The organism is Hyphomicrobium sp. GJ21 (assembly GCF_001006785.1).
Classification (GTDB): Bacteria; Pseudomonadota; Alphaproteobacteria; order Rhizobiales; family Hyphomicrobiaceae; genus Hyphomicrobium_B.
In genome coordinates this window covers 1,827,450-1,851,954 of record NZ_CDHO01000003.1, presented here as the reverse complement: position 1 = coordinate 1,851,954, position 24,505 = coordinate 1,827,450, and the positions used below count along the sequence as shown (strand labels likewise).

General features: G+C 61.3%; 24 protein-coding genes. 9 read left to right on the top strand and 15 right to left on the bottom strand.

What is annotated here, in order from left to right; translation table 11 throughout:
* Positions 1-138 precede the first annotated feature (138 nt).
* The 4 genes from HYPGJ_RS17185 to glmM all read right to left on the bottom strand — a co-directional run bounded on the left by HYPGJ_RS17185 (position 139) and on the right by glmM (position 5,083).
* Positions 139-1,308, bottom strand: coding sequence for a phosphoserine transaminase (locus HYPGJ_RS17185; protein WP_046848176.1), 1,170 nt, complete (start codon positions 1,306-1,308; stop codon positions 139-141).
* Positions 1,309-1,473: 165 nt separating this feature from the next.
* The gene (locus tag HYPGJ_RS17180; protein WP_046848175.1) at positions 1,474-2,412 is read right to left on the bottom strand and encodes a hypothetical protein; all 939 of its coding nucleotides are present in this window, start codon (positions 2,410-2,412) and stop codon (positions 1,474-1,476) included.
* A 246-nt stretch (positions 2,413-2,658) separates the two neighbouring features.
* The gene (locus tag HYPGJ_RS17175) at positions 2,659-3,462 is read right to left on the bottom strand and encodes an outer membrane beta-barrel protein (RefSeq protein ID WP_046848174.1); all 804 of its coding nucleotides are present in this window, start codon (positions 3,460-3,462) and stop codon (positions 2,659-2,661) included.
* Positions 3,463-3,733: 271 nt separating this feature from the next.
* Positions 3,734-5,083 (bottom strand): phosphoglucosamine mutase, encoded by a 1,350-nt coding sequence (gene glmM / locus HYPGJ_RS17170; protein ID WP_046848173.1) that lies wholly within the window; start codon positions 5,081-5,083, stop codon positions 3,734-3,736.
* Between the two features lie 325 nt (positions 5,084-5,408).
* On the opposite strand from glmM, the gene HYPGJ_RS17165 reads away from it, so the two are divergent.
* Genes HYPGJ_RS17165 through HYPGJ_RS17155 form a run of 3 tightly spaced genes read left to right on the top strand, consistent with a single transcriptional unit; the run spans position 5,409 to position 8,192 of the window.
* A complete protein-coding gene (locus HYPGJ_RS17165) occupies positions 5,409-6,317 on the top strand; it encodes a ParA family protein (RefSeq protein ID WP_046848172.1) in 909 nt (302 codons plus the stop codon).
* A gap of 27 nt (positions 6,318-6,344) precedes the next feature.
* The gene (locus HYPGJ_RS17160; protein WP_046848171.1) at positions 6,345-6,809 is read left to right on the top strand and encodes a hypothetical protein; all 465 of its coding nucleotides are present in this window, start codon (positions 6,345-6,347) and stop codon (positions 6,807-6,809) included.
* 42 nt (positions 6,810-6,851) lie between these two features.
* A complete protein-coding gene (locus HYPGJ_RS17155; RefSeq protein WP_046848170.1) occupies positions 6,852-8,192 on the top strand; it encodes an APC family permease in 1,341 nt (446 codons plus the stop codon).
* A 21-nt stretch (positions 8,193-8,213) separates the two neighbouring features.
* Here the strand turns inward: HYPGJ_RS17155 and folP are convergent, their stop codons facing one another.
* From folP to tolQ, 11 genes are all read right to left on the bottom strand, one after another.
* Positions 8,214-9,317 (bottom strand): dihydropteroate synthase, encoded by a 1,104-nt coding sequence (gene folP / locus HYPGJ_RS17150; RefSeq protein ID WP_083984168.1) that lies wholly within the window; start codon positions 9,315-9,317, stop codon positions 8,214-8,216.
* A 397-nt stretch (positions 9,318-9,714) separates the two neighbouring features.
* Positions 9,715-11,670 carry an ATP-dependent zinc metalloprotease FtsH gene (gene ftsH, locus HYPGJ_RS17145; protein WP_046848169.1) on the bottom strand — a complete coding sequence of 652 codons (1,956 nt, stop codon included), beginning with the start codon at positions 11,668-11,670 and terminating at the stop codon, positions 9,715-9,717.
* Positions 11,671-11,802: 132 nt separating this feature from the next.
* Positions 11,803-13,134 (bottom strand): tRNA lysidine(34) synthetase TilS, encoded by a 1,332-nt coding sequence (gene tilS, locus HYPGJ_RS17140; RefSeq protein ID WP_046848168.1) that lies wholly within the window; start codon positions 13,132-13,134, stop codon positions 11,803-11,805.
* A gap of 23 nt (positions 13,135-13,157) precedes the next feature.
* Positions 13,158-14,159 carry a tol-pal system protein YbgF gene (gene ybgF / locus HYPGJ_RS17135; protein ID WP_046848167.1) on the bottom strand — a complete coding sequence of 334 codons (1,002 nt, stop codon included), beginning with the start codon at positions 14,157-14,159 and terminating at the stop codon, positions 13,158-13,160.
* Between the two features lie 173 nt (positions 14,160-14,332).
* Entirely contained in the window at positions 14,333-15,082 is a 750-nt protein-coding gene (locus HYPGJ_RS17130) for an OmpA family protein (protein WP_244466223.1), read from the bottom strand.
* Positions 15,083-15,270: 188 nt separating this feature from the next.
* On the bottom strand, positions 15,271-15,786 hold the full coding sequence (gene pal, locus HYPGJ_RS17125) for a peptidoglycan-associated lipoprotein Pal (protein WP_046848165.1): 516 nt from the start codon (positions 15,784-15,786) through the stop codon (positions 15,271-15,273).
* A gap of 444 nt (positions 15,787-16,230) precedes the next feature.
* On the bottom strand, positions 16,231-16,356 hold the full coding sequence (locus tag HYPGJ_RS19565) for a hypothetical protein (RefSeq protein ID WP_013216377.1): 126 nt from the start codon (positions 16,354-16,356) through the stop codon (positions 16,231-16,233).
* 425 nt (positions 16,357-16,781) lie between these two features.
* On the bottom strand, positions 16,782-18,119 hold the full coding sequence (tolB, locus tag HYPGJ_RS17120) for a Tol-Pal system beta propeller repeat protein TolB (RefSeq protein ID WP_046848164.1): 1,338 nt from the start codon (positions 18,117-18,119) through the stop codon (positions 16,782-16,784).
* A 79-nt stretch (positions 18,120-18,198) separates the two neighbouring features.
* Complete coding sequence (gene tolA, locus HYPGJ_RS17115) at positions 18,199-19,353, bottom strand: cell envelope integrity protein TolA (RefSeq protein WP_046848163.1); 1,155 nt, start codon at positions 19,351-19,353, stop codon at positions 18,199-18,201.
* A gap of 2 nt (positions 19,354-19,355) precedes the next feature.
* The gene (locus tag HYPGJ_RS17110) at positions 19,356-19,814 is read right to left on the bottom strand and encodes a biopolymer transporter ExbD (protein ID WP_046848162.1); all 459 of its coding nucleotides are present in this window, start codon (positions 19,812-19,814) and stop codon (positions 19,356-19,358) included.
* Positions 19,815-19,818: 4 nt separating this feature from the next.
* Positions 19,819-20,535 carry a protein TolQ gene (gene tolQ / locus HYPGJ_RS17105; RefSeq protein ID WP_013216382.1) on the bottom strand — a complete coding sequence of 239 codons (717 nt, stop codon included), beginning with the start codon at positions 20,533-20,535 and terminating at the stop codon, positions 19,819-19,821.
* Between the two features lie 648 nt (positions 20,536-21,183).
* Here tolQ and HYPGJ_RS17100 point away from each other — a divergent pair.
* The 6 genes from HYPGJ_RS17100 to HYPGJ_RS17075 all read left to right on the top strand — a co-directional run bounded on the left by HYPGJ_RS17100 (position 21,184) and on the right by HYPGJ_RS17075 (position 24,490).
* Positions 21,184-21,483 (top strand): hypothetical protein, encoded by a 300-nt coding sequence (locus tag HYPGJ_RS17100; RefSeq protein ID WP_046848515.1) that lies wholly within the window; start codon positions 21,184-21,186, stop codon positions 21,481-21,483.
* 11 nt (positions 21,484-21,494) lie between these two features.
* Positions 21,495-21,881 carry a hypothetical protein gene (locus HYPGJ_RS17095; protein WP_046848161.1) on the top strand — a complete coding sequence of 129 codons (387 nt, stop codon included), beginning with the start codon at positions 21,495-21,497 and terminating at the stop codon, positions 21,879-21,881.
* A gap of 9 nt (positions 21,882-21,890) precedes the next feature.
* Entirely contained in the window at positions 21,891-22,076 is a 186-nt protein-coding gene (locus tag HYPGJ_RS17090) for a hypothetical protein (protein WP_046848160.1), read from the top strand.
* On the top strand, positions 22,073-23,458 hold the full coding sequence (locus HYPGJ_RS17085) for an APC family permease (protein WP_046848159.1): 1,386 nt from the start codon (positions 22,073-22,075) through the stop codon (positions 23,456-23,458). The genes HYPGJ_RS17090 and HYPGJ_RS17085 overlap by 4 nt, the downstream gene beginning before the upstream one ends.
* A 67-nt stretch (positions 23,459-23,525) precedes the next feature.
* A complete protein-coding gene (locus HYPGJ_RS17080) occupies positions 23,526-24,206 on the top strand; it encodes a hypothetical protein (protein ID WP_046848158.1) in 681 nt (226 codons plus the stop codon).
* On the top strand, positions 24,203-24,490 hold the full coding sequence (locus HYPGJ_RS17075; protein ID WP_046848157.1) for a hypothetical protein: 288 nt from the start codon (positions 24,203-24,205) through the stop codon (positions 24,488-24,490). Before HYPGJ_RS17080 ends, HYPGJ_RS17075 begins: the two co-directional genes overlap by 4 nt.
* The last annotated feature ends 15 nt before the right edge of the window (positions 24,491-24,505 follow it).

Below are 24,505 nucleotides of genomic sequence, written 5' to 3'. Positions count from 1 at the left end.
TCGTTATTGTTACGGATCGACAAGCGCCGCCCTTCCCGCAGCCAGGGGCGCACGGCCGTTATTATCGCCGATACGCTGCCACAGCAAAAGCTTTGACTCATGGCCGCGTTAACCTTTCGACGGGCTCAAATTATGGCTTCACAGCCCGTTTTGGCGGCGCGCCTCGGCGTATGACCATTCGAGCCAGGGCAGAAGGTCGAGCAGGTCGGCCTTCTCGATCGTCGGACCGCACCAGATGCGCAGGCCGATGGGCATACCACGATAGGCGCCAAGGTCGAACGCCGCCTTCTCGCTGGCGAGGATGCGCACCATGTCGTTCTGCACGGCGAGCGCTTTCGCCTCGCCGAGCGCGAGGAGATCCGGCTCGACGAAACGGATCGCAACGGACGTTTCCGAGCGCGTCTTCGGATCGACAGGCAGCGCTTCCGCCCAGGGCGTTCGCTCGATCCAGGCATAGAGCACTTCGGCGTTGGCGTGCGCGCGCGCGATGGTGGCGTCGATGCCGCCAATTTCCTTCACCCAGTTGAGCCCATCGAGATAATCCTCGACGCAGAGCATCGACGGCGTGTTGATCGTCACGCCTTCGAAGACGTCATGAACGATCTCGCCACGGTTCTTGATGCGGAACAAGCGCGGGATCGGCCAAGCTGGCGTGTAGGACGCGAGCCGTTCGAGCGCGCGCGGCGACATGATCGCCATGCCGTGCGCGGCTTCGGCGCCGAACGCCTTCTGCCAGGAATAAGTCAGCACGTCGATCTTGTTGAGATCGATCGTCTGTCCCATCAGCGCCGACGTCGCGTCGCAGATCGTCAGTCCCTGGCGATCATCGGGAATCCAATTTGCGTCAGGGATGCGCACACCGGTCGTCGTGCCGTTCCAAGTGAAGACCACATCGCGCGCGAAATCGACTTTCGATAAGTCCGGCAGGTGGCCGGGCTCGGCGTCCATCGTGCGCGCGCCGGGGAGCTTCAGCTCTTCCGCTACGTCGCGCAGCCAGACGCGTCCGAACACGTCCCAGGCGAGGACATCGACGCCGCGCGCGCCGAGGAGATTCCACATCGCAAGCTCGACCGCGCCGGTATCGGAACCGGGAAGGATCGCGACCTTGTAGCCTTCGGGAACACGCAGAACTTCATGCGTCAGCGTGATCGCGCGCTTCAGCCGTTCCCGTCCCTCGGGCGAACGATGCGAGCGTCCGGTGAGAGCACTGTTCAGCGCGTTCGCGGTCCAGCCTGGACGCTTGGCGCAAGGGCCGGAGGAAAAGAACGGCCGGTTCGGCTTGTTTTTTGGCTTTTCTGGTGCGGACATTTCATTCCCGTCGTTGGTCCCGTCACTGCGACGGGCCGGGCCTCTTAGCACGAGATCGCTCAAGCTAAAAATTGGCTGTAGCGACGCGGCTTGACTGAGGGCGGAAACGAAAAAAGGCGGCCATTTCGGCCGCCTTTGGGCACCGACAACAAAGGTGCGCAGCTTTCAGTCGAACCTGATGCGGATGCCGGAGCGGAATTGCTGCACAGTCGAGTCCTTAAACACGATGCGATTTTCGCCCGATGCAGAAGGCGCTGACGATGCGATGGCGTTGCTTTCCCAGAGCATCTGCCAGCCATTATCCCAGATGATCGAGTCCGTAATGTTGTAGGCCAAGCCTGCTTGCACGGCGGCTGCGAAGTCGAACTGCTGTTTGGAGCTCGAGCCTGAGATCGTGCCGTTTGCAGGCAGATACGTGTTTCCGGAGCACGTTCCTAAAGGCAAGTACAGCCCATCGACCGAATTCGTTGCTCCGATGCACGTCGCATTTTCCGTGTAATTTCGGCGCAAACTGCGCCACGTGAACCCGACGCCGCCGCCGATGTAAGGCGTGAAGCGCGTACCAGTTTGTATATCGTAAAGTAGATTGACCAGCCCCGTCGTGCGCGCGAGCTTTACCGTGTCCGTGCGTGTGACTGCATAGGCGTTCGTATCGATGCTGACGACGCCTCCAGAAATCTTTGGAGCGCTGTTCATAACAGCATATCCGAGTTTGCGTGAATCGCTGATCTCGGCGTCGGGCGAATAATCGAAAACGACTTCTGCGCGCAGCGACGGTGTGATGTAGCGACCGAAACTGCCGCTGAAGATCGGCGACGCGCCAATGTCACCGCTGTCTCGCGCCAGATAGCCAGGGGTTGAATTGCCCAGATAGTCGATATCGCTATCTTTGATCTTGGCGCTTTGCGAGATGTTGGCGCCGATCCCGAGGCCGACGTACCAGTCGGAGTCGTAATCGTATGTGGGAACCGGAGCTGGCGCGGGAACGGGAATCGGAACTCCGCCGCCCATGTCTCTGACGCCGCCCCAATCGGCTGCCCAGCCCGGCGTCGCAGCTCCAATCAGCGTGAGGCCCGCCAATGCGAGCGCTTTCGAAAACGTCATAGCCGCCTCTTCCCCATGCAAGCGGACGCGAAATGCGCCGCTCAGGACTCTGTTCAACGCTACGCATGCGCTAACCGAGCCACACGAGGGACAGACGGCTTGCTGCGATCCACACTCGGGATGCTCGCAGCAAAACGCCATGGAACGAACCACACCGTTGGCATTTACGCTTAGTTCGAGAGCAGGCGCAAACGCGCCCCTGCTCCCGGCCGTCTCTTCGCGGCGCGCGAGGCGCGCCAACGCGAACTAGTTCAAGTCGTAACGAAGGCCGACGCGGATCTGATGCGCCGTCACGTCCTTCACCTTGACTTCGTCAACCGAGTTGCCGCTCCAGTCAGCCGAACCCGTCTTGACGTCGCCGAGATAGAGGAAGCGATAGCCGACATCGAGGTAGAGCGCGTTGCCGCTGCTGACAGCCACCGGCTCGTCCTTCATTCCGCCGCCCATGTAACGCATTTCGCCGCCGCGAATGCGCCAGGCAAAGCCGGCCATACCTGCAGCTGCAAAGCTGTTGCTCGATCCGCCTCCGATGGTGCCTTCGCAGCCGCATTCCGGATCGATCGTACCGCTGGAGGCTTCGTTGTGCGCAAAGCCGACGCCGCCGCCGATGTACGGCATGAAGCGGCCGCCGCGATTGATGTCGTAATATAGGTTGGCGAGCACGACAGTGCTGCTGAAGTCGAACTTTGCGTGACCGACGTCGGTGCCGCATTCGCACAGCGTCGTTTTCGCCGAGGCGTCAAACAGATGATCGACGGTGATGTCACCGCGGAAGCCGCGACCGAAGTAACGGCCGATGCCGCCGCCGACGCTCCATGCGCCGTCCATGTTCGTGTCATGCGCGCTGAAAGGGTCGGTGATTTCGATGCCGGGCTTGTTGTACCAGGCGTATCCGCCGTCGGCGCGAATGTACCAGCCGGAGGGACCGGCTGCGGCCGGTGCCGCGACGGGTTCGTCCTTCAAGCCACCGAGATCTGCAGCCGACGCACTCAGAACACTACCGAGAACGAAGGCCGCGCCGAGAATCGATACTTTGCGCGCGTTGAACATCTGACATTTCCTTTTCGCTCCGACGCGGTGCGAACAAAGCGGCCGAGCCGGATAATGAACCGGTGAGGACAATGCAGACGAAACGATTAAAGGACACTTAATCAGCGTTGGGAATTGGCACGCTGGGGCGACTTCGGCAGTAGAACGCGGCGTAAACGGACTATATTGCAACGCCGGAAATCAGAACGCTCAGTCGGCGGCAATCATCGCGTTCGCTCGCGCTTCGCCGAGCGTACCCGGACGTTGATCGAGACGCGGCTCAGAACGCCGATCAGGCTGCAGCGGCGGATTTCACGGCGTCTACGATGTCGCCGACGATGCTCGAGACGACCTGCTCGTCGTCCCCTTCCGCCATCACGCGAATGACGGGCTCGGTGCCCGACGGGCGAATGACGAGGCGGCCGTTTTCGCCGAGTTTCGCCTTCGCGCCCTCGATCGCCTTGACGACGCGGTTATCGTCCAGCGGCTTGCCGCTGCCGTAGCGCACATTGCGCAGGATTTGCGGAAGCGGATGAAAGCGGTCGCAGACTTCCGAGACGGTCTTGCCGGTTGCGACGACGCAGGCGAGGATTTGCAGAGCGGAGACGAGACCGTCGCCGGTCGTCGTGAAGTCCGACAGCACGATGTGGCCGGACTGTTCGCCTCCGACGTTGAAGCCATGCTTGCGCATGTGTTCGGTGACGTAGCGATCGCCGACGGGCGTGCGCGCCATCGTCAAGCCGATCGACTTCAGATAGCGTTCGAGGCCGAGGTTGCTCATCACCGTCGCGACGATGCCGCCCGCCGTCAGTTGTCCAGAACGCTGCCAGCTGTCGGCGATGACCGCCATCAGCTGGTCGCCGTTGACGATCCGGCCCTTCTCGTCGACGATGACGACGCGGTCCGCGTCGCCGTCGAGGCCGATGCCGATATCAGCCCGGAATTCCTTGACTTTTTCGACCAGAAGATCGGGTGCGGTCGAGCCGCAATTGAGGTTGATGTTCTGGCCGTTGGGTTCGACGCCGATCTTGATTACTTCCGCGCCGAGTTCCCAGAGCGCTTCGGGGGCGACCTTGTAAGCGGCGCCGTTGGCGCAATCGATGACGATGCGAAGGCCAGCGAGGCGCAGGTGCTTCGGCATCGTGCGCTTGGCGAATTCGATATAGCGTTCCTGTGCGCTTTCAACCCGCGTCGCCCGGCCGATCTGCTCGGCTGGGGCCAGCAAGGTCTTGGAGTCGGTGTCGATCAGATCCTCGATCTGGCGCTCCATCTCGTCGGACAGCTTGTAGCCCTCGGCGTCGAAGAGCTTGATGCCGTTGTCGCTCGACGGGTTGTGGGACGCCGACAGCATCACCCCCAGATCGGCGCGGAGCGAGCGCGTCAGCATCGCGACGGCCGGCGTCGGCATCGGCCCCAAGAGAAAGACGTCCATGCCGACCGACGTGAAGCCGGACATGAGCGCAGCTTCCAGCATATAGCCCGAGAGCCGCGTATCCTTGCCGATCACCACACGATGCCGATGGTTGCCGGAGCGGAACATGGTCCCGGCCGCCATGCCGACTTTCAGCGCGATCTCCGACGTCATCGGATGGCGGTTGGCCTGGCCGCGAATACCGTCTGTCCCAAAATAGCGGCGTGACATGTGCTCTCCCGACGTGCCCCTGCTGGAAGGTCTATTCCCGAGATTCATTATCCAAAGTTACCGCGGAAGGCGAGCTTGGCGCAGCGACTCTCGCCGCTGATTACGGGCCACACTCGGTGCGGATCGTACGATCATGCCACTTCGAAGGTTGAGCTTACGCAAATTTCCGACCATTTTCCCCCGCGTTGTAGTGACATAGCGACCATCATGGCGGCTTCGGCCGCTCTTGGATAGGGCCACGGAATCGGCCCATAGGTCGGCTAGGTTTGTTTTGCGTCTGCCGGCGATGAGGGTCAGGGCCGGCATAGCGAGGGGTAAAAGGTTTATGGCAGTGTTTCTGGCGGTGGCGAACCGCAAGGGCGGGGTCGGGAAATCCACCGTCTCCGTGATGCTGGCGCACGCGCTGGCGGTTCACGGCGGCAAGCGCGTGTTGCTCATCGATCTCGATTCGCAGTGTAATGCATCGTTGATCCTGATGGGCGGCCAGGGATGGAACGAGGCGCGCAAGGCCGGAAAGACGATTGCCGACTATTTCTACGACCTGTTCGACGGTATCCCGGCCAACGCGCGCGATTACGTTTCCAAGAACGCCGGTGACGTTTCGGCGGCCAACGGCAAGCCCGCGCCGATCTCGCTCGTGCCCGGATCGCTGCTGCTCGAGGATATCCAGGGCGAGCTTTATCTAAAGCAGGCCAATCAGAGCAACATTCCGGACGTCGTCGCGAACCGGGTACGCGGACGCATGGAAAGCCTGATCCGGCGTTTCGAGGGCGACTACGACGTCGTGATCCTCGACTGCGCGCCGGGGCTGTCGTTCGCGGCGCTTGCCGCGCTCAAGACGGCGGACAAGGTCATCGTTCCGTTCCGCCCGGACTATGTTTCGCAGCTCGCGGTCGACCGCGTGGCGATGCTGATCGAAGACACCCGGAACCTCGACGACCTTTCGGAAATTCCGATGGACGACCGGCGCTACGCCTGCCTTGCAAACTACGTGCGGAACGACGACAAGGATTATATGATGATCGAGGAAATCAGCCTCGTGCATCCGGTCCTGGAGACGTTCCTGCCGCAGCGAAACGGCATCGCCAATGCCTTCGACTATGTCGGGCAGCTCCGTTCGATCGACGCGAAATATTCGGACGCGGCGGGCGACGTGAAAGAACTTTACCAGGAAATCTCGCGGATCATTGACTCGATCTCCGCAAACAAGAAAACCAAGGTTGCGGTTTCCTAAAGCCATCAGTCGAAAAGCGCATCGATCATGAGCAAAGGCACACAGCTCTGGCCCGGCGATAAGATGCGCAGCTTTTTCAGCGCGCATATCCGGCGTGAGACATCACTCGACGATACGGCCGCCGAGCGGCTCGCCGAAGCGTTGACGAAAGCCGTCAACCGGATGCTCGTCTGGGATATGCCGGACGACGTTCCTCGCACCGAGCAGGCCGCCGCGAAGGGCGACGCCGCGCCGGAACTCGCGGCTCGTCATGCCCGCGCCGAGAACTTTAATCCGTATCTGTTTTCGGCGATCGTGGTGCTCGCGAAGCAGGGCCGCGATGGACTGAGCAAGCGTCTGCAGGAAATCAAGACGGTTGAAAATCTGCGGGCGTTCGCGGAAGCGCAACACGTTCCCGTCGACGCCAAGCTCCGGCGGCTGGACGATATCCGCAAAGCCATCGTCGCGGCCGCGGAGCAGCGTCTCGCCGACCGCAAGGCTGCCGCGAGCTGAGCCTCAATCCCATCCGCGTGTCGTCGCGCATCGGAGCACCGCATGAGCGACAACGCAAATGACCAGACGCAACGGGACGGGCCTGTCCTGCGCCGCTCGATCGGCACGACGCAGCTCGCGCTTTACGCGCTCGGCAGCATGGTCGGATCTGGAATTTACGGGCTGATCGGAAAGGCTGCCGGCGAGGCCGGATCTGCAGTCTGGCTGTCGTTTGTCGTCGCGCTCTGCGCTGCTCTCCTGACGTCGCTTTCCTATGCGTCGCTCGGCTCGCGCTATCCGAGGGCGGGTGGCGCCGCCTACGTGACGGGGCGCGCGTTTCGCATTCCAATCGTGAGCTTCATCATCGGCCTCGCGCTCGTGGCATCGGGCCTGACGTCGATCGCGACGCAATCCAAGATTTTCGCTACCATCCTGGCGGACATGGTGGGCCTCGAACAGCTTTCACCGGCATTCATCGCCATCGGATTTCTTCTCATTCTCGGCGGCATCGTCTTTCGCGGCATCCGTGAGAGCATGTGGGTCAACGTGGTTTGCACGCTGATGGAAGTCGGCGGTTTGCTGCTCGTGATCGCATCCGGCATTTCCTACTGGGGCAGCGTCGACTACTTCCAGACGCCGCCGGAACGCGCGGATACGGCCTTCGGCGTGATCGTGCTGCAAGCGTCGGTTCTGACGTTCTTCGCGTTCATCGGATTCGAGGATGCGATCAACGTCGCGGAGGAATGCAAAGATCCGGAGCGGACTATTCCACGCGGTCTGATCATCGCGACCTTTACGGCGGCGCTGCTCTACATAGCGGTCGCGGTCACCGCCGTGTCGGTTGTCCCGTGGCATGAGCTGGCGACGACATCGAGCCCGCTGACTGAAGTCATGCGCCGCAGCGCGCCGGGTATTCCGCCCGGTATCATGACATTCATTGCGCTGTTCTCGGTCGCGAACACGGCGCTCGTGAATTACGTCACGGCCTCGCGCCTGATCTACGGCATGGCGGGACAAGGATTGCTGCCGGATCATTTCGCGCGGGTCCACGCGAAGCAACGCACGCCTCATATCGCCGTGATGGCCCTACTGGCGGTGTCCCTGCTGCTCGTGATTGCGGGTGGCATCGCCGATCTTGCTGCGGCGACCGTCCTGCTGCTTCTTGTGGTGTTCATCGCCGTCAACGCGTCGCTGATCGCACTCAAGCGACGCGCGGGCGAAAAGCCGGGTCAGTTCGAAATTCCCGTGATCCTGCCGCTCGCCGGAATGGCCGTTTGCGCGGGCCTGCTTTTGACTCGACTGGCGAGCAGCGACTGGCGTGCTCCGGCGATCGCCGCGCTGCTTCTGATCGGAAGCGCCGCGCTCTACGCGGTTCTGCATGGACGCAAGACGCCGGAGCTTTGAGCGCCGCGCCGTTTCTCGCGTTTAGTCGAGACCTTTTTCGGTGCCCGCCGTGCAGGCGCGCCAGACTTCGATCGCCTGCTTCGTTTCCTTGACGTCGTGAACGCGCACGATCTGCACGCCCGATCCGACGCCCGCGATAGCAGTCGCCAGCGATCCCGACACGCGATCCTTTGCATCGTCGACGTTGCAGAGCTGACCGATCATTTTCTTGCGGCTCGCACCGAGAAGGACCGGCACGCCGAGACCGTGATAGAGCGACAGCCCCGCCATCACGGCGACGTTGTGATGAAGGTGCTTGCCGAAGCCGATGCCAGGATCGACGACGATTTTTGATTTCGGGATTCCAGCGGCGACACAGGCCTGCACGCGGCTTTCGAGGTAATCGAATACGTCGAGGACGACATCGTCATACTGCGGATTGTCGTTCATCGTTTTCGGATCGCCCTGCGCGTGCATGATGACGACGGGCAGCTCGGTTTCAGCCGCGATGGCGAGCGAGTCCGGATCATGCGTGAACGCCGAGACGTCATTCAGAATGTCGGCCCCGGCAGCAGCGGCGCGGCGCATTACCTCGGCCTTGCGCGTGTCAATTGAGATCACGGCGTCGGTCTTGGCGCACAGGCCTTCGATGACCGGGATGACGCGACGCAATTCCTCGTCGAGTGCAACAGCGTCCGACTGCGGGCGCGTGCTCTCGCCGCCGATGTCCAGAATGTCGGCGCCTTCGGCGACGAGCGCGAGACCGTGCGCGATTGCTTTCTCGGCATCGAGATTTTCGCCGCCGTCGGAGAAGCTGTCCGGCGTGACGTTGACGATGCCCATGATGCGCGGCCGGTCGAGCGACAGACCGGCGATGCGCGGACGCTGCGTGGACAGTTCCTCGAGGATGTCGGCGGCCGCCAGAGCCTCGCGGCCCCAGTCGCCGCTGAACGCATCGCCGAGGACGATCGTGCGCCGCTTCGTTTCCGGCGTTGCGCGCGTCAACACATCGAGCGCGGCGAACGACAAGCGCCCGCCTGCGAGCGGCAATCCCCGCCATTCGGGGATGTCGGGCTCGTCGATGGCGCGGCGGCCGCTCCTGTCCCAGAAGATCGCAGTCGGCTGGAGGTAGATCGAGCGTTTCATTCGGCGTCCGTGTCCATCGGTGTGCAGGTGTTCTTACGAGAAAAGTTTCAAACGTGCGCCTGGATTTTCACGCCACGCCGTCGAAGTGGGCGGAGATGGGCGAGCCGTTGGACGAGTTCGAAGACGTTGGTCGCTGATGGGGTTGTTCGGGCCGTTGGTATTCGGCCTGGGTTTTCACCCCACCCCTAACCCCTCCCCGTTAAGGGGAGGGGAATTGGAGCGAGGACTTCGACGAAGACGTGCGTCGTCGAAATCTGATGGGCGTCGCCGGCATCTGATGGGCTGCGAAAACCATGAGGCAGGTGGATGCGCGATGGCCCTGTTGGAGGTCGGCAAACAAAACGGCCGCGAGTGGGTCGCGGCCGTTTGATCGTGGATCGTGTGTTTGAGCGGAGGCTCAGCCTTGCGGCTGGGGTTCCGGCCCGATGTCGATGCCGCCCGACGGCTCGCTGCGCGGACGGGGCGGTTGACGCCCTGCCGACGGCACGGCCGAACCTGCCGGACCCTTCGTGCCATCGTCGTCATCGCGACGGGCGATCTTCTCGCCGCGCATGATCGCCTGGCACTCTTCGCCGCTGATCGTCTCGTACTCCATGAGCGCCTGCGCCATGGTTTCGAGCTCACCCTTATGCTTCGTCAGCACTTCCCAGGCGATGCTCTGGCCGGTGGTTACGATGCGGCGCGTCTCTTCGTCGATGAGCTTGGCCGTTTCCTCGCTCATGTTCTTCTGCTGCGTAATCGAATGCCCGAGGAAGACTTCCTGGGAATTCTCGGAATAGAGCAGCGGACCGAGCTTATCGCTCATGCCCCATTCCGTGACCATGCGCTTGGCGATGCCGGTGGCCTGGCTGATGTCGCTCGACGCGCCGGTGTTCAAGTGCTCGCGGCCGTAGATGATCTGCTCGGCGACGCGGCCACCGAAGGCCATCGCAATCTTGCCTTCGCACCACTGCTTCGAATAGCTGAGGCGATCGCGCTCGGGCAAACTCATCGTTACGCCCAGCGCGCGGCCGCGCGGTACGATCGTCACCTTGTGCAGCGGATCGTTGCCCGGCACGACGAGGTTGACGATGGCGTGGCCCGCTTCGTGATAGGCGGTCGCAAGCTTTTCTTCCTGGGTCATGGCCATGGTCTTGCGCTCAGCGCCCATCATGACCTTGTCTTTGGAATCCTCGAACTCGGCCTGCGTCACGAGCCGCTTGTTGCGGCGAGCGGCAAGCAGCGCTGCCTCGTTGACGAGGTTCGCGAGGTCGGCGCCCGAGAAGCCCGGCGTACCGCGCGCGATAACCTTCGGATCGACGTCGGGTGCAAGCGGCACTTTCTTCATGTGCACGCGGAGGATCTTTTCGCGTCCGTTCACGTCCGGATTCGGCACCATGATCTGGCGGTCGAAACGGCCGGGACGCAGCAACGCGGGATCGAGCACGTCGGGGCGGTTGGTCGCCGCGATGATGATGATGCCTTCGTTGGCCTCGAAGCCGTCCATCTCGACGAGCAACTGATTGAGAGTCTGCTCACGCTCGTCGTTGCCGCCGCCGAGACCGGCGCCGCGATGGCGGCCGACGGCGTCGATTTCGTCGATGAAGATGATGCACGGCGCGTTCTTCTTCGCCTGCTCGAACATGTCGCGGACTCGGCTCGCGCCGACACCGACGAACATTTCGACGAAGTCGGAGCCCGAGATCGTGAAGAACGGCACGTTGGCTTCGCCAGCAACGGCGCGCGCGATCAGCGTCTTACCGGTGCCGGGAGGGCCGACGAGCAGACAGCCGCGCGGAATGCGTCCGCCGAGTCGCTGGAACTTCTGCGGATCGCGAAGGAACTCGACGATCTCCTCGAGATCGGATTTCGCCTCGTCGACGCCGGCGACGTCATCGAACGTGACGCGGCCGTGGCGCTCGGTCAGGAGCTTCGCGCGCGATTTTCCAAAGCCCATGGCCCGCCCCGAGCCCGACTGCATCTGGCGCATGAAAAAGATCCAGACGCCGATCAGAAGCAGCATCGGGAACCAACTCAGCAGAATGCTCGTGATCGACTGCACTTCATCCTCTGCAGGCCGCGCTTTGAACTTCACACCCTTCTCACGCAGGCGGGTCACGAGATTCGGGTCTTCAGGTGCATACGTCGCGAAGGCGGCTTCGGTGCCCGACGCATCGCGCTTCGTGCCGGTGATACGATTACCTGCCAGAACCGCTTCCGACACAGTACCCTTATCGACAGCGTCAAGAAATTCCGAATATTGAATCTCGTTTGAATGCCTGGACTGGCTCGGGTTGCTAACCAGGTTGTATAACGCGAGCAGCAGGACGAGCAGCGCCGCCCAGATCGCAAGCTTCTGATAATTAGGGTTCATTTGGTTCCCTGTTTAGGCCAGTGACGCGGCCAGCGTTCTGGGCTCCGGCTGAGCATGGAGCCGGATTTCCTGCTTAACATAGGAGGCTCGGCACATCCGCACAAGTTCGGCCTACAGCGTGGCTATAAATCCTTAACAAGCAGCCGCGGCTGCCAACGCCTTGAGTTGGCAACCCGCCTCCTCGAGCGACACTTGCGATGCGACAGCGAAGGGGGCGAGCGACGGCACCGCGACCAAATCGTCACCTTGCCAGAACGACGGCAGCGCATGCGCCGCCCGCGACGGCGGCCGATATTTAGCGGCGAGACGGCCAGCAATCCTCGCGTAATTCTCCGCGCCGAGCGGACGTACTTTTACCGCCCCGATCGCGTCCGCCGCGCGCTGGACAATGAACCTGCGATCCCACGTCCGGCTCTCGCCTGGAGATAGAATAAGGTCAGACTGCGTGAGCCGCCCCGCCTCACGCCAGACGCGGACGAAACGGCTTCCGCTGGAGACCATCACGCCGCCGAGCGTTGCGGTGCTTTTGTCTTCCGTCTGAAGTTTTGCCGTGAGGTCTTCGATTTCGACGAGGTCGGGTCGTTCGCTGGCGCCGCCGTAACGCGCGATGAGGCTCGCGAGAAGGCGCTGGCGGAGTAACGCGGGGCCGGCGCGGAAGGAGTTGCGGTCGAACGCGGCGAAGACTTCGTTTCCGAACGAGAGAGCGAGAGTCGCAGCGAAGCATTCGTCGGCGAAACGCAACGCGGCTTCCGCCTCACCGAGACGCCGCGCGGACGTTGCGAGCGCGGCAGGCGAAATTCCGGCCGCATCGAGATCGGAGAGCGCACTTCGCATGCGCGCGCGCTCATAGCGATGATCCGTGTTGCTCGGATCATCGACACTCGATAGCCCGCGTGCTTCAAGCGTTGCGATGAGGCGGGATTTGGCGAACGCCAGCAGCGGCCGCACGAGGCTAACGGTCGAGCCTTCGTGCAACATGCGTTCGGCCGGCATTCCGGCAAGCCCGTTGACGCCTGCTCCTCGTGCGAGGCGCATGGCGAACGTCTCTGCCTGATCGCCTTGATGGTGTGCGGTGACGACGGCGACATCGCTCGCGCTCAGCGCGCGTGCATGATCATCGAGCAGCCGGTAACGTGCGCGGCGCGCGGCGTCGGGAATGCCGCGCGATGGCTTCTCCCCCGTCCAAGGCAATGTGACGTGCGGAAGTCCTAATCGCCGCGCTTCGCTCGCGACAAACTCGGCCTCGCGCGGAGATTCGGGACGCAGTCCGTGATCGACCGTTGCGACGGAGAGCGATGGCGGAGCGCCGTTTCGGCGTTGACGCCATTCGGAGGCCAGCACGAGCAGAGCCATGCTATCCGGTCCGCCCGAAACTGCGAGGACGACGTGCTCAAACTTCGCGAGCGGCTCGAACGCGGCGTCCGCTTCGTCGGGTGTGATCGGCAGATGTGAGCCACGCGACATCGCTCTTCACCGCCAGCTACGCGTTACTGGCACCCGACGCGCTGACGTTCGCTTTGTGCGCGCGTCTTGACGCTCTTGGGAGCCGTCGGAAACTTGGTCGCCAACTCAGCGAACGAGGAGCACGCCGCATCTTTCTGACCGAGACGATCGAGCGACATCGCGAGTTTCAGCAAGCTGTCGGGGGCCTTCGCGCCCTGCGCGTACGTTTGATAGCCCTTCAAGAATGCGCTTGCGGCAGCCTTGTATTGCCCACGAACGAAATGCGTTTCGCCGAGCCAGTATTGCGCGTTGCCGGAAAGCGAGTCGTTCGGAAACTTCTTCAAGAACTCAGTGAAAGACGTTTCCGCCGCGCCGTAGTCGCGCTGCAAGAGATAGCCGTAAGCCTGCTCATAGAGCTGCTTCGGATCGTTGCTCGACTCACTGGCCGGAGCCAACGCCGCCGTTGCGACCGAGGCCGGAGGCGCTTCCGCGGCCGGGTTTCCAGCGGCCGGAGCAGCGTTCGGCGAATGCGCGCTATCGCTGTTGAGCAAACCGCCGATCGCGTCCTCACCTGCCGCGACCGTCGTCGAGCCGAATCCGGGGCTTGGCTCGCCATCGTGCGCTTGCGGATAGGTTCCGTCAGCAGCCGACGCAGTGGCAGAGGATGGCGGGATGTCCGACCGGCGCGGCGTACCGCCGAGGCTGCGGACCTGATCGGAGAGCTGCTGAACCTGAGCGGTCAGCGCTCGGATCTGTGTCTCGAGACTTTCGATGCGCGCCGCATCGCCGTCGCCTCCGGCTGTCGAAGCCGGAAATGGCGCGGGCGCGGAGCCGCCGCTCTTCGCCAACGTTTCGAGCGTCCCGACGACGACCTGCATGTCGACGAGTTGTTCTTCGAGCGACTGAACGCGCGTCTGCAAGCCACTGTCAGCCGCCTTCGGCGCTTTATCCTTGGACTGAGCAAGCGCTGGCGTCGCCGCGACAAGCAATGCGACTGCCGCCACAGGAATTCCGAATCGGACTGGAATCAGTTTGCGCTTAGCCATGCCCTGGCCCTGCTCCGTATGATTCAATCAAAGCTACTCGTTTCGATATCGGCGCCGAGTCTAGCACAGCTATCGCGTATCGAACTGTCTCGTGCGCCCGATATTGGGCAAAATCAAATGAAGAGTCATGAGCTTCCCCGCCCATGCGGCAATCGCGGCGAAGCCAAGCCTGCTTATTGCGCCACTTGGCCCGTCTCGGCGGGGCGGCCCGACAATCCTCTGGGCGGCCGCGATGCGGACGACTGCATGCTCGATCTTATCGGATCCTGATCGCGAAGATCATTAATAAAAACTTCGGCATTGCGATTCTGCGCCCGGCACATCGACGTCGAGCACACCGCAACCTTGTCGTCGTTGCCGGTTGGTCTCAGGTCGACGCGACTCGCATCGAGTCCCGACGCGATCAGGCGATCACGCACAGCTTCAGCCCGCTGCGTGGACAAGGTTTGCGCGGATCGGCGATCACCGCCATCGTCGGAGCGGCCGATCACCGTGACCGTCAGATTCGGCCGGAGTTTCAGCCAGCGGGCCTGGCCCTCGATAATGGCGAGCGCGCGACCGCCGAGTTCCGCGCTGCTTTCCGCAAAAAATACCCGATCGCCGACGCTGACCAGAAACGCATGGCGATACTCGGCCGTTCGTTCGGCTTCATCGGCGCGGATTGCGGCGCGGCCTTCCTCGGTATCTCCTTCGGAGCCGAGAGACGACAGCGCCCGGCGCGCGCGCGCTGCTTCGGGCGAATTCGGAAATGCGGAAATCAATTTCTGGAATAGCCGGCGCGCGGAATCGTATGCGCGATCCGAAGCCGCGTCCATTCCATCGACAAGCAGTTCCGCAGCCGTCTCGCCGTTCGGACCGTCGTCGTCTTCCTGCGCAATCGCAGACAGCGTAAACGCCATCATGAGGGCGAGTACCGCCGACATGACGCCAATCACGAACCTGGATGACAGCGATTTCTGCATTGGACGGGGTGCGCGTATTTCGTCTTTCGCGCCCGTTATGGCCGTCCAATTAGGCTAAACTTTGCCGATTTAGAGCCCGTCAAAAGCAATTGGCGCGTGTGGCTAATTTAATTCAGCCCCCCGCGCCAATCTGAATTTACGTACAGTGCTTAGCGCTGGCTTACGACGCCGCCGCTGTTCAGCACTGTCTGAGCACGCCGGTTCTGCGACCAGCAGGAAATGTCGTTGCAAACCGCGACCGGACGTTCCTTGCCGTACGAGATCGTGCGGATGCGCGCGCCGTTGATCCCGTGCTGAGACAGGAAACTGCGCACCGTCGTGGCGCGGCGAGCACCGAGCGCGATGTTGTATTCGCGCGTGCCGCGTTCGTCGGCATGACCTTCGATCGTGATTGCGTACTGCGAGTACTGTTGCAGCCACTGCGCCTGCTTCGAGAGCGTCTGCTGCGCTTCCGGCGTCAGGTCGATCGAGTCGGTCGAGAAGTAGACGATGTCGCCGACGTTCTGACTGAAGTCGCGCTGAGATCCGGGAGTCGCGGCGCCGTATTTGCCGCTCAAAGCGTCCGGCTGAAGCTCTTTATTGCTCGCGCACGCACCGACAGTCGCTGCGAGAATCGAAACGGCGGCGAGGCGCAGCCACATGCTCCGCGCTATCGTTGCCAGCATTTCGTTTGTCCCTTTCGTCTCGATCGCAACTCTCGAGCAAGCCAGATCGCGTTTAATCCGCTCCGCAAGAGGCCATCTTTGTTCTGTCAGCGTTTAGTGGAATGTTCAGCCGAAAATATGGCCGATTCCGCAGATTCACAGCGATTTCATGTGCATCGAATGCCGACGCAATTGACAGCGCAGCGAGACCTTCAGCCGACCCAACGGTATGTAACATCGCGGCTTTGCGGCGCACGTGCGACCAATTCGATTTTGCAGAATTTCCCACATGCAAAATGTGGTCATGCGGTCAGCACATTTTCGACTCGGTTGCTCACCGAAATTCGACAGCCGACGAATCGATACGCCAAAAAGCTCAAGACCGAGATGGTGGCGAGGAAATCGCCAACAACTCGGTCTTGAAGATCGGTATGAAAAACGCGTTACTAAGACAACAGGCGGTGCTTAGCGCACTGCCTGAGCCGAAGCGGCCGGACCGCCGAGCTTCAGAGGCTGATGCTCAACTTCTTTCCGGCATGCGCCGACAGCAACAGCAACTAGAACTGCAGCAAGAACGATTGCGCTCTTCATGTGTAGTCTCCTTTGAGTTCCAAACAGTCCGCTATTAGCGAACGGCCTGGCTGCTTGCGGTAGGACCGCCGAGCTTCAAAGGAACGTGCTCAGCTTCGCGACGGCATGCGCTAACTGCGACAGCCGTGGCTATGACTGACAAAAGGATCAGCCCCTTCACACCCTGCATGGTCATATCTCCTGATACGATTCCGGCAAAAGCCGTACTCTGGGGTACCGGGAGGGCGTCGCACGATCAAGGACAGAGGCGACAAAAACCAAGTTTTCCAATCCTATAGATGCGAAAATGCAACGACGGCGCGTGTGGGAAAGTCAACACTTTTGCGGACGTCGAAAACGCACCTAACTCGTTGTTTTAACCATGATATTTGATCTGCTCCGAAACCTGCTCGAAGTTCCGGAGCCCGCCATTTCTAAAGAAGGTGTTAATTTAGAAGCGGTGACCAAGCGGGGTCTGACGCGAAGGACGGCGTCGTCACTTGGCGCTCGTTGAAGCCGGTAATGTCGACCGAGTAAATCTTCGGTCCGCCGCTCGTTGACTGGGAATCGCGCCAGAACATCAGGACGCGGCCGTTGGGGGCCCAAGTCGGCCCTTCATTATGGAAACCCTCTGTCAGAACGCGCTCTCCGGAGCCGTCGGGTTTCATCACGCCAATCAAGAATCGGCCGCCGGCCTGCTGAGTGAAGGCGATGTAGTCGCCACGCGGTGACCAGACCGGCGTCGAGTAGCTGCCGCCACCGAGCGAGATCGGGTGTGCGCCAGAGCCGTCGGCGTTCATGACATAAAGCTTCTGCGTACCGTCACGGTCGCTCTCGAACACGATCTGGCGGCCATCAGGGGAATAGCTCGGGCTGGTGTCGATGCCGCTCGACTCGGTCAGGCGTCGCGGCTGCCGTGTCCGCAGGTCCATCTCGTAGATGCTGGAGCGTCCGTCCGGCGTGCCGAGACTCATCACGACGCGTTGGCCGTCCGGCGAGAAGCGCGGCGCGAACGTCATGCCGGGAAAGTCGCCCACAAGCTCACGCCGTCCCGACTCGAGGTTCATGATGAAAACCTTCGGCTGGTCGGACGTGTAGGACATGTAGGTGATTTCCTGGTTCGTCGGCGAGAACCGCGGTGTGAGCACGAGTTCCTTGCCTTGCGTCAGCAGGCGCACGTTGGCGCCGTCCTGATCCATGATCGCGAGGCGCTTGACGCGATTCTGCGCCGGGCCCGTCTCGTCGACGAACACGACGCGCGTATCGAAGTAGCCCTTTTCGCCCGTGAGACGCTCATAGACGCTGTCGGCGATCATATGCGCGATGCGACGCCAGTTCTGCGCTGACGTCGAGAATCGCTGGCCGGCGAGCTGCTTGCCGCTTGCGACGTCCCAAAGCCGGAACTCGGCGCCCACACGGCCGTCACCTGCGTTGACGATGCGCCCAACGACCAGGGCATCGGCCTGCACGGAGCGCCAGTCGCCGAAGCGCGGCACGGCGTTGACGTCCCTGATCTGCTCCAGGAAGGACGCGCGATCGAGGGGCCGGAACAGGCCGGACCGTTCGAGATCTGCTTGCAGCACATCGGAGACGTTGGCCGCGAGTTGCGGATCGTCACCGACGAAGAGCGGAATCGCGATCGGGATCGGCGCGATGGTGCCTTCCGTCTGCGTGCCTTTGAGTTGTGCCTGCGCCCTCGTTGCCAAACCACAATCGAGCGCGAGCCCGACGGCGATCAAACAGATGAAGGCAAGCGCGTGCTGCAGTGGATTTTTCGGGCTCATGCTCGATCTCTCATCCGTCAATCGTTGGCCATCACAGGTCGTGTTCGCTTCACGGTCGAATGAAGCAACTTTTTGGCGTTTACAACATCTGGCGCGGATCGAAAGTCCAGTCGACGATCTTCCATGCGTTGTATTTGTCAGGAGGCAATCTGAACGGCGCGCACATTCGTACCGCGCGGAGTGCGGCTTCCGTATAAACCTGCCCCGCCGTGGTTGGTGGCGCGGAGGTGACGCGAGGCTCGCCCGAGAGGCTGCCGTCGGGATTCATTTCCCAATGCAGTTCGACAACCGGAACCTCCTCGCCGCCGCCGGTGCCGGGCGGACGCCAGCAGCCGTTGAGCTGCGATTTTATCATGCCTTTCAGCATATCCTGCTCGCGCAGTGACAGCACGGTGTCTGTGCCGGTCGCGGTTCCGGCTTCGCGGCCGGTTTTTTCCGCGGTGGCGCTCGAGCCGGCCGCCTGCTGACCTTTTTTCCTCGGGTCCTTGTCGAGCAGCGCCTTCGGTGGCGCATCGTTCGGCGACTTGTCGAGGATTGAGGCGATGCGGCTCGGATCGAATTGCTTTTTCGCGGCTTCGGCTTTTTTCCTGGCTTCTTCCTGTTTCTTTTTCTTCAGCTCGGCAGCGCGCTTTTTCTTCTCGGCCTCCTCGGCTTTCTTTTTGGCTTCTGCTTCAGCCTTCTTCTTTGCTTCGTCCTCGGCTTTCTTGCGCGCTTCGTCCTCGGCCTTCTTCTTGGCTTCCTCAGCCTTGCGCTCTTCCTCGAGCTTCTGCTCGAGGATTTTCTTTTCATCCGGCGTCGGGCCGGGGGCCGGCTCCGGCGGCGGGGGCGGCTCCTCCAGTTTTTTCGCGATCGGATCGGGCGGCGGCGGAGGCTTCACCTGCTCGGCTGCCTTCGGGGGCTCGGCGGGCGGAGGAGGCTCGGCCGCCTCGGGTGGCGGCTCAGCTTTGGCGACCTGCTGCTCCTGCGGCGGCGGAGGTGGCGGCGGCGCCGCGTTGCTCGGCTTGGCGGTGTCGTTCTGGCTGTCGTCGGGTTTCGGTTCTTCCTTGGCCTTCGTTTCGAGGTTCTTCGCGTCCTCGCTCCCCTGTTTCAGGCGCAGGAATTCCGACGGTGTGATGATGTCGGCAGCAATCGCCGGCGTGTCCGGCGTCAGCGACGGAACTGAGCGCATGGAAAAAAGCGCCCATCCGAGGAGCGCGGCATGAAATGCTAGCGACAGGACAAGTCCGAAGGGCACCGCTAAGTGCCTCCCTTCTCCTGATCGAGAACGAACGACAGCTTCTTGAATCCGCCGTCGTTGATGCGTCCCATCACCTTCATGACGACGCCATAGGGCACGCCTCTATCGCCGCGCACGAAAATCGTCTCGTCGTATCCGTTTTTCGCGATGGCCTTGAGCTTGCCCGCCAGTTCATCGAGACTGATCTGCGTATCGCCGATGAAGACGTCGCCGTTGACCTTCACGGTGACCGCGAGCGGCTCCTGCTTCGGCGTCGGGATCTGCTGGCCTTTCGCTTCCGGCAGATCGACCGGGATGCCGACCTGCAGAAGCGGCGCGGCGACCATGAAGATGATCAGAAGCACGAGCATCACGTCGACCATCGGCGTGACGTTGATTTCGCTCATCGGAGCGTTGCGGCCGCGACGCCGGCGGCCACGACCGCCGCCCCCGCCGCCTACCTTGATGCTGGCGCCCATGTAATCAGGTCCTCACGTCGATCTGACGCGATACGATCGCGGCGAACTCATCGGAAAACGCATACAGGCGTTGAGAAATCGCAGACGAATCGGCGGAAAATTTGTTGTAGAATACGACGGCCGGAATAGCGGCCATGAGACCGAGCGCCGTTGCGAACAGCGCTTCCGCGATACCCGGTGCAACGACGGCCAGCGACGTGTTCTTCGAAACAGCGATCGACTGGAAGCTCGTCATGATGCCCCAGACCGTACCGAAGAGACCGACGAACGGCGCAGTCGAGCCAACGGTTGCGAGAAAGAGCAGCCGGCGATCGAGGCGTTCCATCTCCCGGCTGATCGTGACGTCCATCACCTTCTCGACGCGCAGCTGAATGCCGCCGAGCGCGCGGATGTTGCCTTCGACGGAGCGTTTCCATTCGCGCATCGCGGCGACGAACAGCGCAGCCATCGTGATCGTCCGTCCGCGCGAGAGATTGGCGTAAAGCTCGTCGAGCGACTGGCCGGACCAGAACATCTGCTCGAACTTATCGCTCTCGACGCGGGCGCGGCGGAACGCCAGCAGCTTCTCGAAAATGATCGCCCACGACCAGATCGAGGCGAGGCCCAATCCCGTCATCACGATTTTGACGACGAGGCTGGCCTGCATGAATAGTTCGATGAAGGAAAATCCAGCTGCATTGACCGGAGCAACGACGCCTTGAGCGACATCCGCGGGATTCATTTCACCATCCATGTCGAAGAAATGCAGGGCTCGGTCGGAGCGCGCATGAGATTAAAGCCAGAAGACGCCGGCAATCGCGCGCCGCGGGTCGCTCGCGATAGCGTGTGGCGATGATATGACGTCCACCCTGACTGACATGCCCCGCCGCATGCGCTTTTCGTGGATCAGAGCTTTCGCCGCGCAATATGACGAAACAAGGGCCCCTGCGCCGCAGACGCGATGGCGCAGACGGTGGTTTATCCACGCAAAACATGCGACAATCGCGCGCGTCGGGTGTTGGCGCCGTCCCGGCCGCGGAAATAAAGTCCTTCGTGCGGGCTCGGAGCGCTCGCCGCGCTGATCGAGGCCAAGAATGAATGCACTCTATTTAAGCAATTGATCAAATTTTATGCATTTCGCGTCGCAACACGCGCTCAATGATTTGATTTCTATCAAAAATATCCAGCTTGACTGCACTGCGTTATGCGCAGCGCGTCATCGAATTTTGTTTTCATGTTACGAAAAAAAGTTGACTAGGAGCCAACAGATACGCGAGTTGGTACGAGCTTGGGCAATCAGGCAAAGTGACACACTTTGCTTTGGCCCGTGCTCAAATGCGCATCAAAAAAAGAAACTAATCCGTACACGTTGAATGACAGGGAAACGCTGATGAACAAGCAAAATCCTCAAGCTGACCCACGAATAGCCAAGAAGTTTGCGGGTGACCGTAACTGGTCATTTGTCGCAGTTGGCGTTCTGTGGGCGCTCTACGCTTTCGTCTTCTACGAAGTGAAGGACTACGTCGACCAACAGGTTGCTTGGACGCTCGCAGTATTTGGTGGGCTCGTCCTCTTATTCAATACCGCCGCCATTCTGGCGATGGTCGCGCACCTCAGCGAGGAGCGTGATGAGATCTATGGGCTGGATCTTCACTACGTCGATCTCGCCAAGAAAAAATCTTACAGCTGATAGGTGGTACCGTGGAAAAGCCTCACTACGAACCTCCAAAGCAATCCGCACTCGGTCAGCTCTTCGACAGCTTGTTCCTGCTTGTCCTCGTGCTCGCCGCGCTCTTCACGCCTCTCTATTTGAAACTCGCCGGCGGCGGCAAAATCGATCTTCCCGTTGCCGACAAATCGACGTGGACCGGACTCGGCCAGAACGCCGCGCAAGCCGGACAATGGGAAAAGCTCGGTTTCACTCCCGACACTGCTGCACCGCTCATCACGTCCAGATTCGATTACAGCTTCAGCCCGCTCGAACTCGGCATCACCGCGGTGGTGGTGATCGGGTACTTCGTGCTGCTGTTTATGTTCTCGAAGCGTGAATACATCGAAGTGCTCGAAGAGCGCTTCGGCAGAAAGTGAGAGGCAGCGATGAATAATTTTCAACTCATTGAATACGCGGCCTGGGCACTTTCGATCGTGCTCGGTCTCTACATGCTCTTCGACACCATCAGAACCAATCGCGCTTACAGCGAAGACTTGCTGACATCGTCGCGCGAAGGCGAAATCGATGACGCGCTCGTTATCGATCCGCCGCACCAAGGGGGGCACCTGTGAATCAGACAACTGCTGTTCACGGAGAGAAAATCTCTCTGCTCCGCGTCCTCGGTCCTGCACATGTGTGGGCATTGGGCGTCGGCATCGTGCTCGTCGGCGAGTACATGGGCTGGAACTTCGCGGTGGGCAAGGGCGGCGCGATCGCGGCCTTGATCGCCTGCTGGGCTGCCGGCCTTCTCTATACCTGCGTCGCCATGATCGACTCGGAAGTGACGTCGACCGTCGCTGCCGCCGGTGGCCAGTACGCGCAGTCGAAACACATCATCGGACCGTTGATGGCGTTCAACGTCGGTCTCTATCTCGTGTTTGCCTACACGATGCTGGAAGCCGCGAATGCCATCACGCTTGGCTATCTCGTTCAGACTGTCGGACAGATGGCCGGATTCGCAGAAGCACAGGATAAACCGTTCATCGTTTTATCCATCGTCTTTCTCGCATGGCTGAACTATCGCGGCGTCTATGCGACGCTGACGGTGAACCTGGTGCTGACCGCAACGGCCTTCATTGCTGTCATCATCCTGTTCACTGCCGTGAAGCCGTGGTCGACAGAGCTGCTCAATCATAAGGAAATCCTGAACGGATTGCCCTATGGCTGGATCGGCGTGCTTGCTTCGCTCCACTTCGGTCTCTGGTACTACCTCGGCATCGAGGGAACGTGTCAGGCTGCCGAAGAGGTCCGCTCGCCGGCTCGCTCGCTGCCGCTCGGAACGATGGCAGGCATCATGACCCTGCTCATCGCAGCAACGATGACGTGGTACCTCTGCTCCGGTCTGATGCCGTGGGAATACCTCGGTCAGGCCACGACGCCGCTCTTCGACGCCGCACGGCTGACAAGCTCGACGCCGCTGATGGTCCTGCTGTTCATCGGCACGATGTTCTCGACGCTTGCATCCGCCAACGGCTGCATCAACGACGCGTCGCGCGCCTGGTTCTCGATGGGCCGCGACCGTTATCTGCCGACCTGGTTCGGCGCCGTGCATCCCAAGAACAGAACGCCCTTCCGGTCGATCGTGTTCCTGGTGCCCGTCGCCCTGACCTTTGCGTACTTCGCGCCGCTCGATCAGGTGATCACGTTCTCGATCCTGTCGGGTCTGCTCGGATATACGTACATGTCGATCCAGGTGATCTTCTTCCGGCAGATGTGGCCGCTGGACATGATCAAACGCGGATACGTGCATCCGTTCCATCCGATCCCGGCGCTTGTTCTGCTGACCATCTGCTCGGCAACGTACTTCGCGGTGTTCCTCGGATACGGCACCCAGCTCGTCGCGATGATGGTGTTCTTCATCGTCGCTTCGCTCTGGTTCCACTTCCACCGCTACAAGTACGTCCGTCGCGGCGACCAGTTCACGATGAACTGGCCGCGGCCGAAGGGCTACTGAGAACGCTAACCCAAAGGTGGCGCATCCTCGCGATGCGCCACCTTCCTCTTTTGCGGGAAACCCGTTCATGCCTCTCACGCTTGCCGCTTTGCTGATCGCTGCAGCGATCGCGTTTTTCGTCATTTACGGTCGCCGCGAGGCACGCATCGCCGCCGCCGCCCGACATTCCATTCTCGATTCCGCAAAGAACGTCCTCGAGGACGCGCGCGTTGAAATCGATACGTGCAGCTTTCCGAAAATGGACGGAACGTTCCGCGGACGCGCATTCCGCGTTGCCCTCGTTCCCGACACGTTGACGTTCCGCCGGCTGCCGCAGCTTTGGCTCGACGTCACGATGAAGCGCAGCCTGCCGATCGATGGCAGCGTCGCCATTCTGATCCGCCCGACGGGCGCTGATTATTTCTCGATGACCGATCGCTTGACCGACCGGATCGAGCCGCCTGCGAACTTTCCCGAAATGTGCCTGATCAAGGGCGACGGCCCCGGCGCGCGTCATATCTTCGAGCGGGTTGCGCCCTACGTCGCCGGTCTTCTTCGCGATCCCTACGTCAAGGAGGTCGTGATCACGCCGCGCGGCATTCGCATCATGCGCCAACTTGCCGAAGGCAAACGCGGCGACCACCTCATTCTCAGACAGATCGTGTTCGAAAACGCACGGCTGAACCCGGACGACCTTGGAGCACTCCTCGCGGACGTGCTCGAAGTCGAGGGTCTGCTTCTCAACGTCAAGCTGGTGTCCGCTGCATGAATGCGCTGCAAGCCGATCGCAAACCGATCAACCCGTATCTCGTCCTTGCCCTTGCGATCGTTCTTCCGGGGATGGGACACGTTGCGATCGGCCAGCAGCAGCGCGGATTCATGTTCGCGCTGTTCACGCTGCTGCTCGCCCTGGTCACCTGGCAATTCGCGCCGCCGGATCGTTCGATCATCGGGCGATCGGCGCTCGGCCTGTTCGTGTGGGCGCTGTCGATCCCGGATGCCTACCGTATGGCGCGGGTCAACTGGGAAGCCTGGAAGCGTCGCAATCCGTAAGGCTTTCGCTGAAAG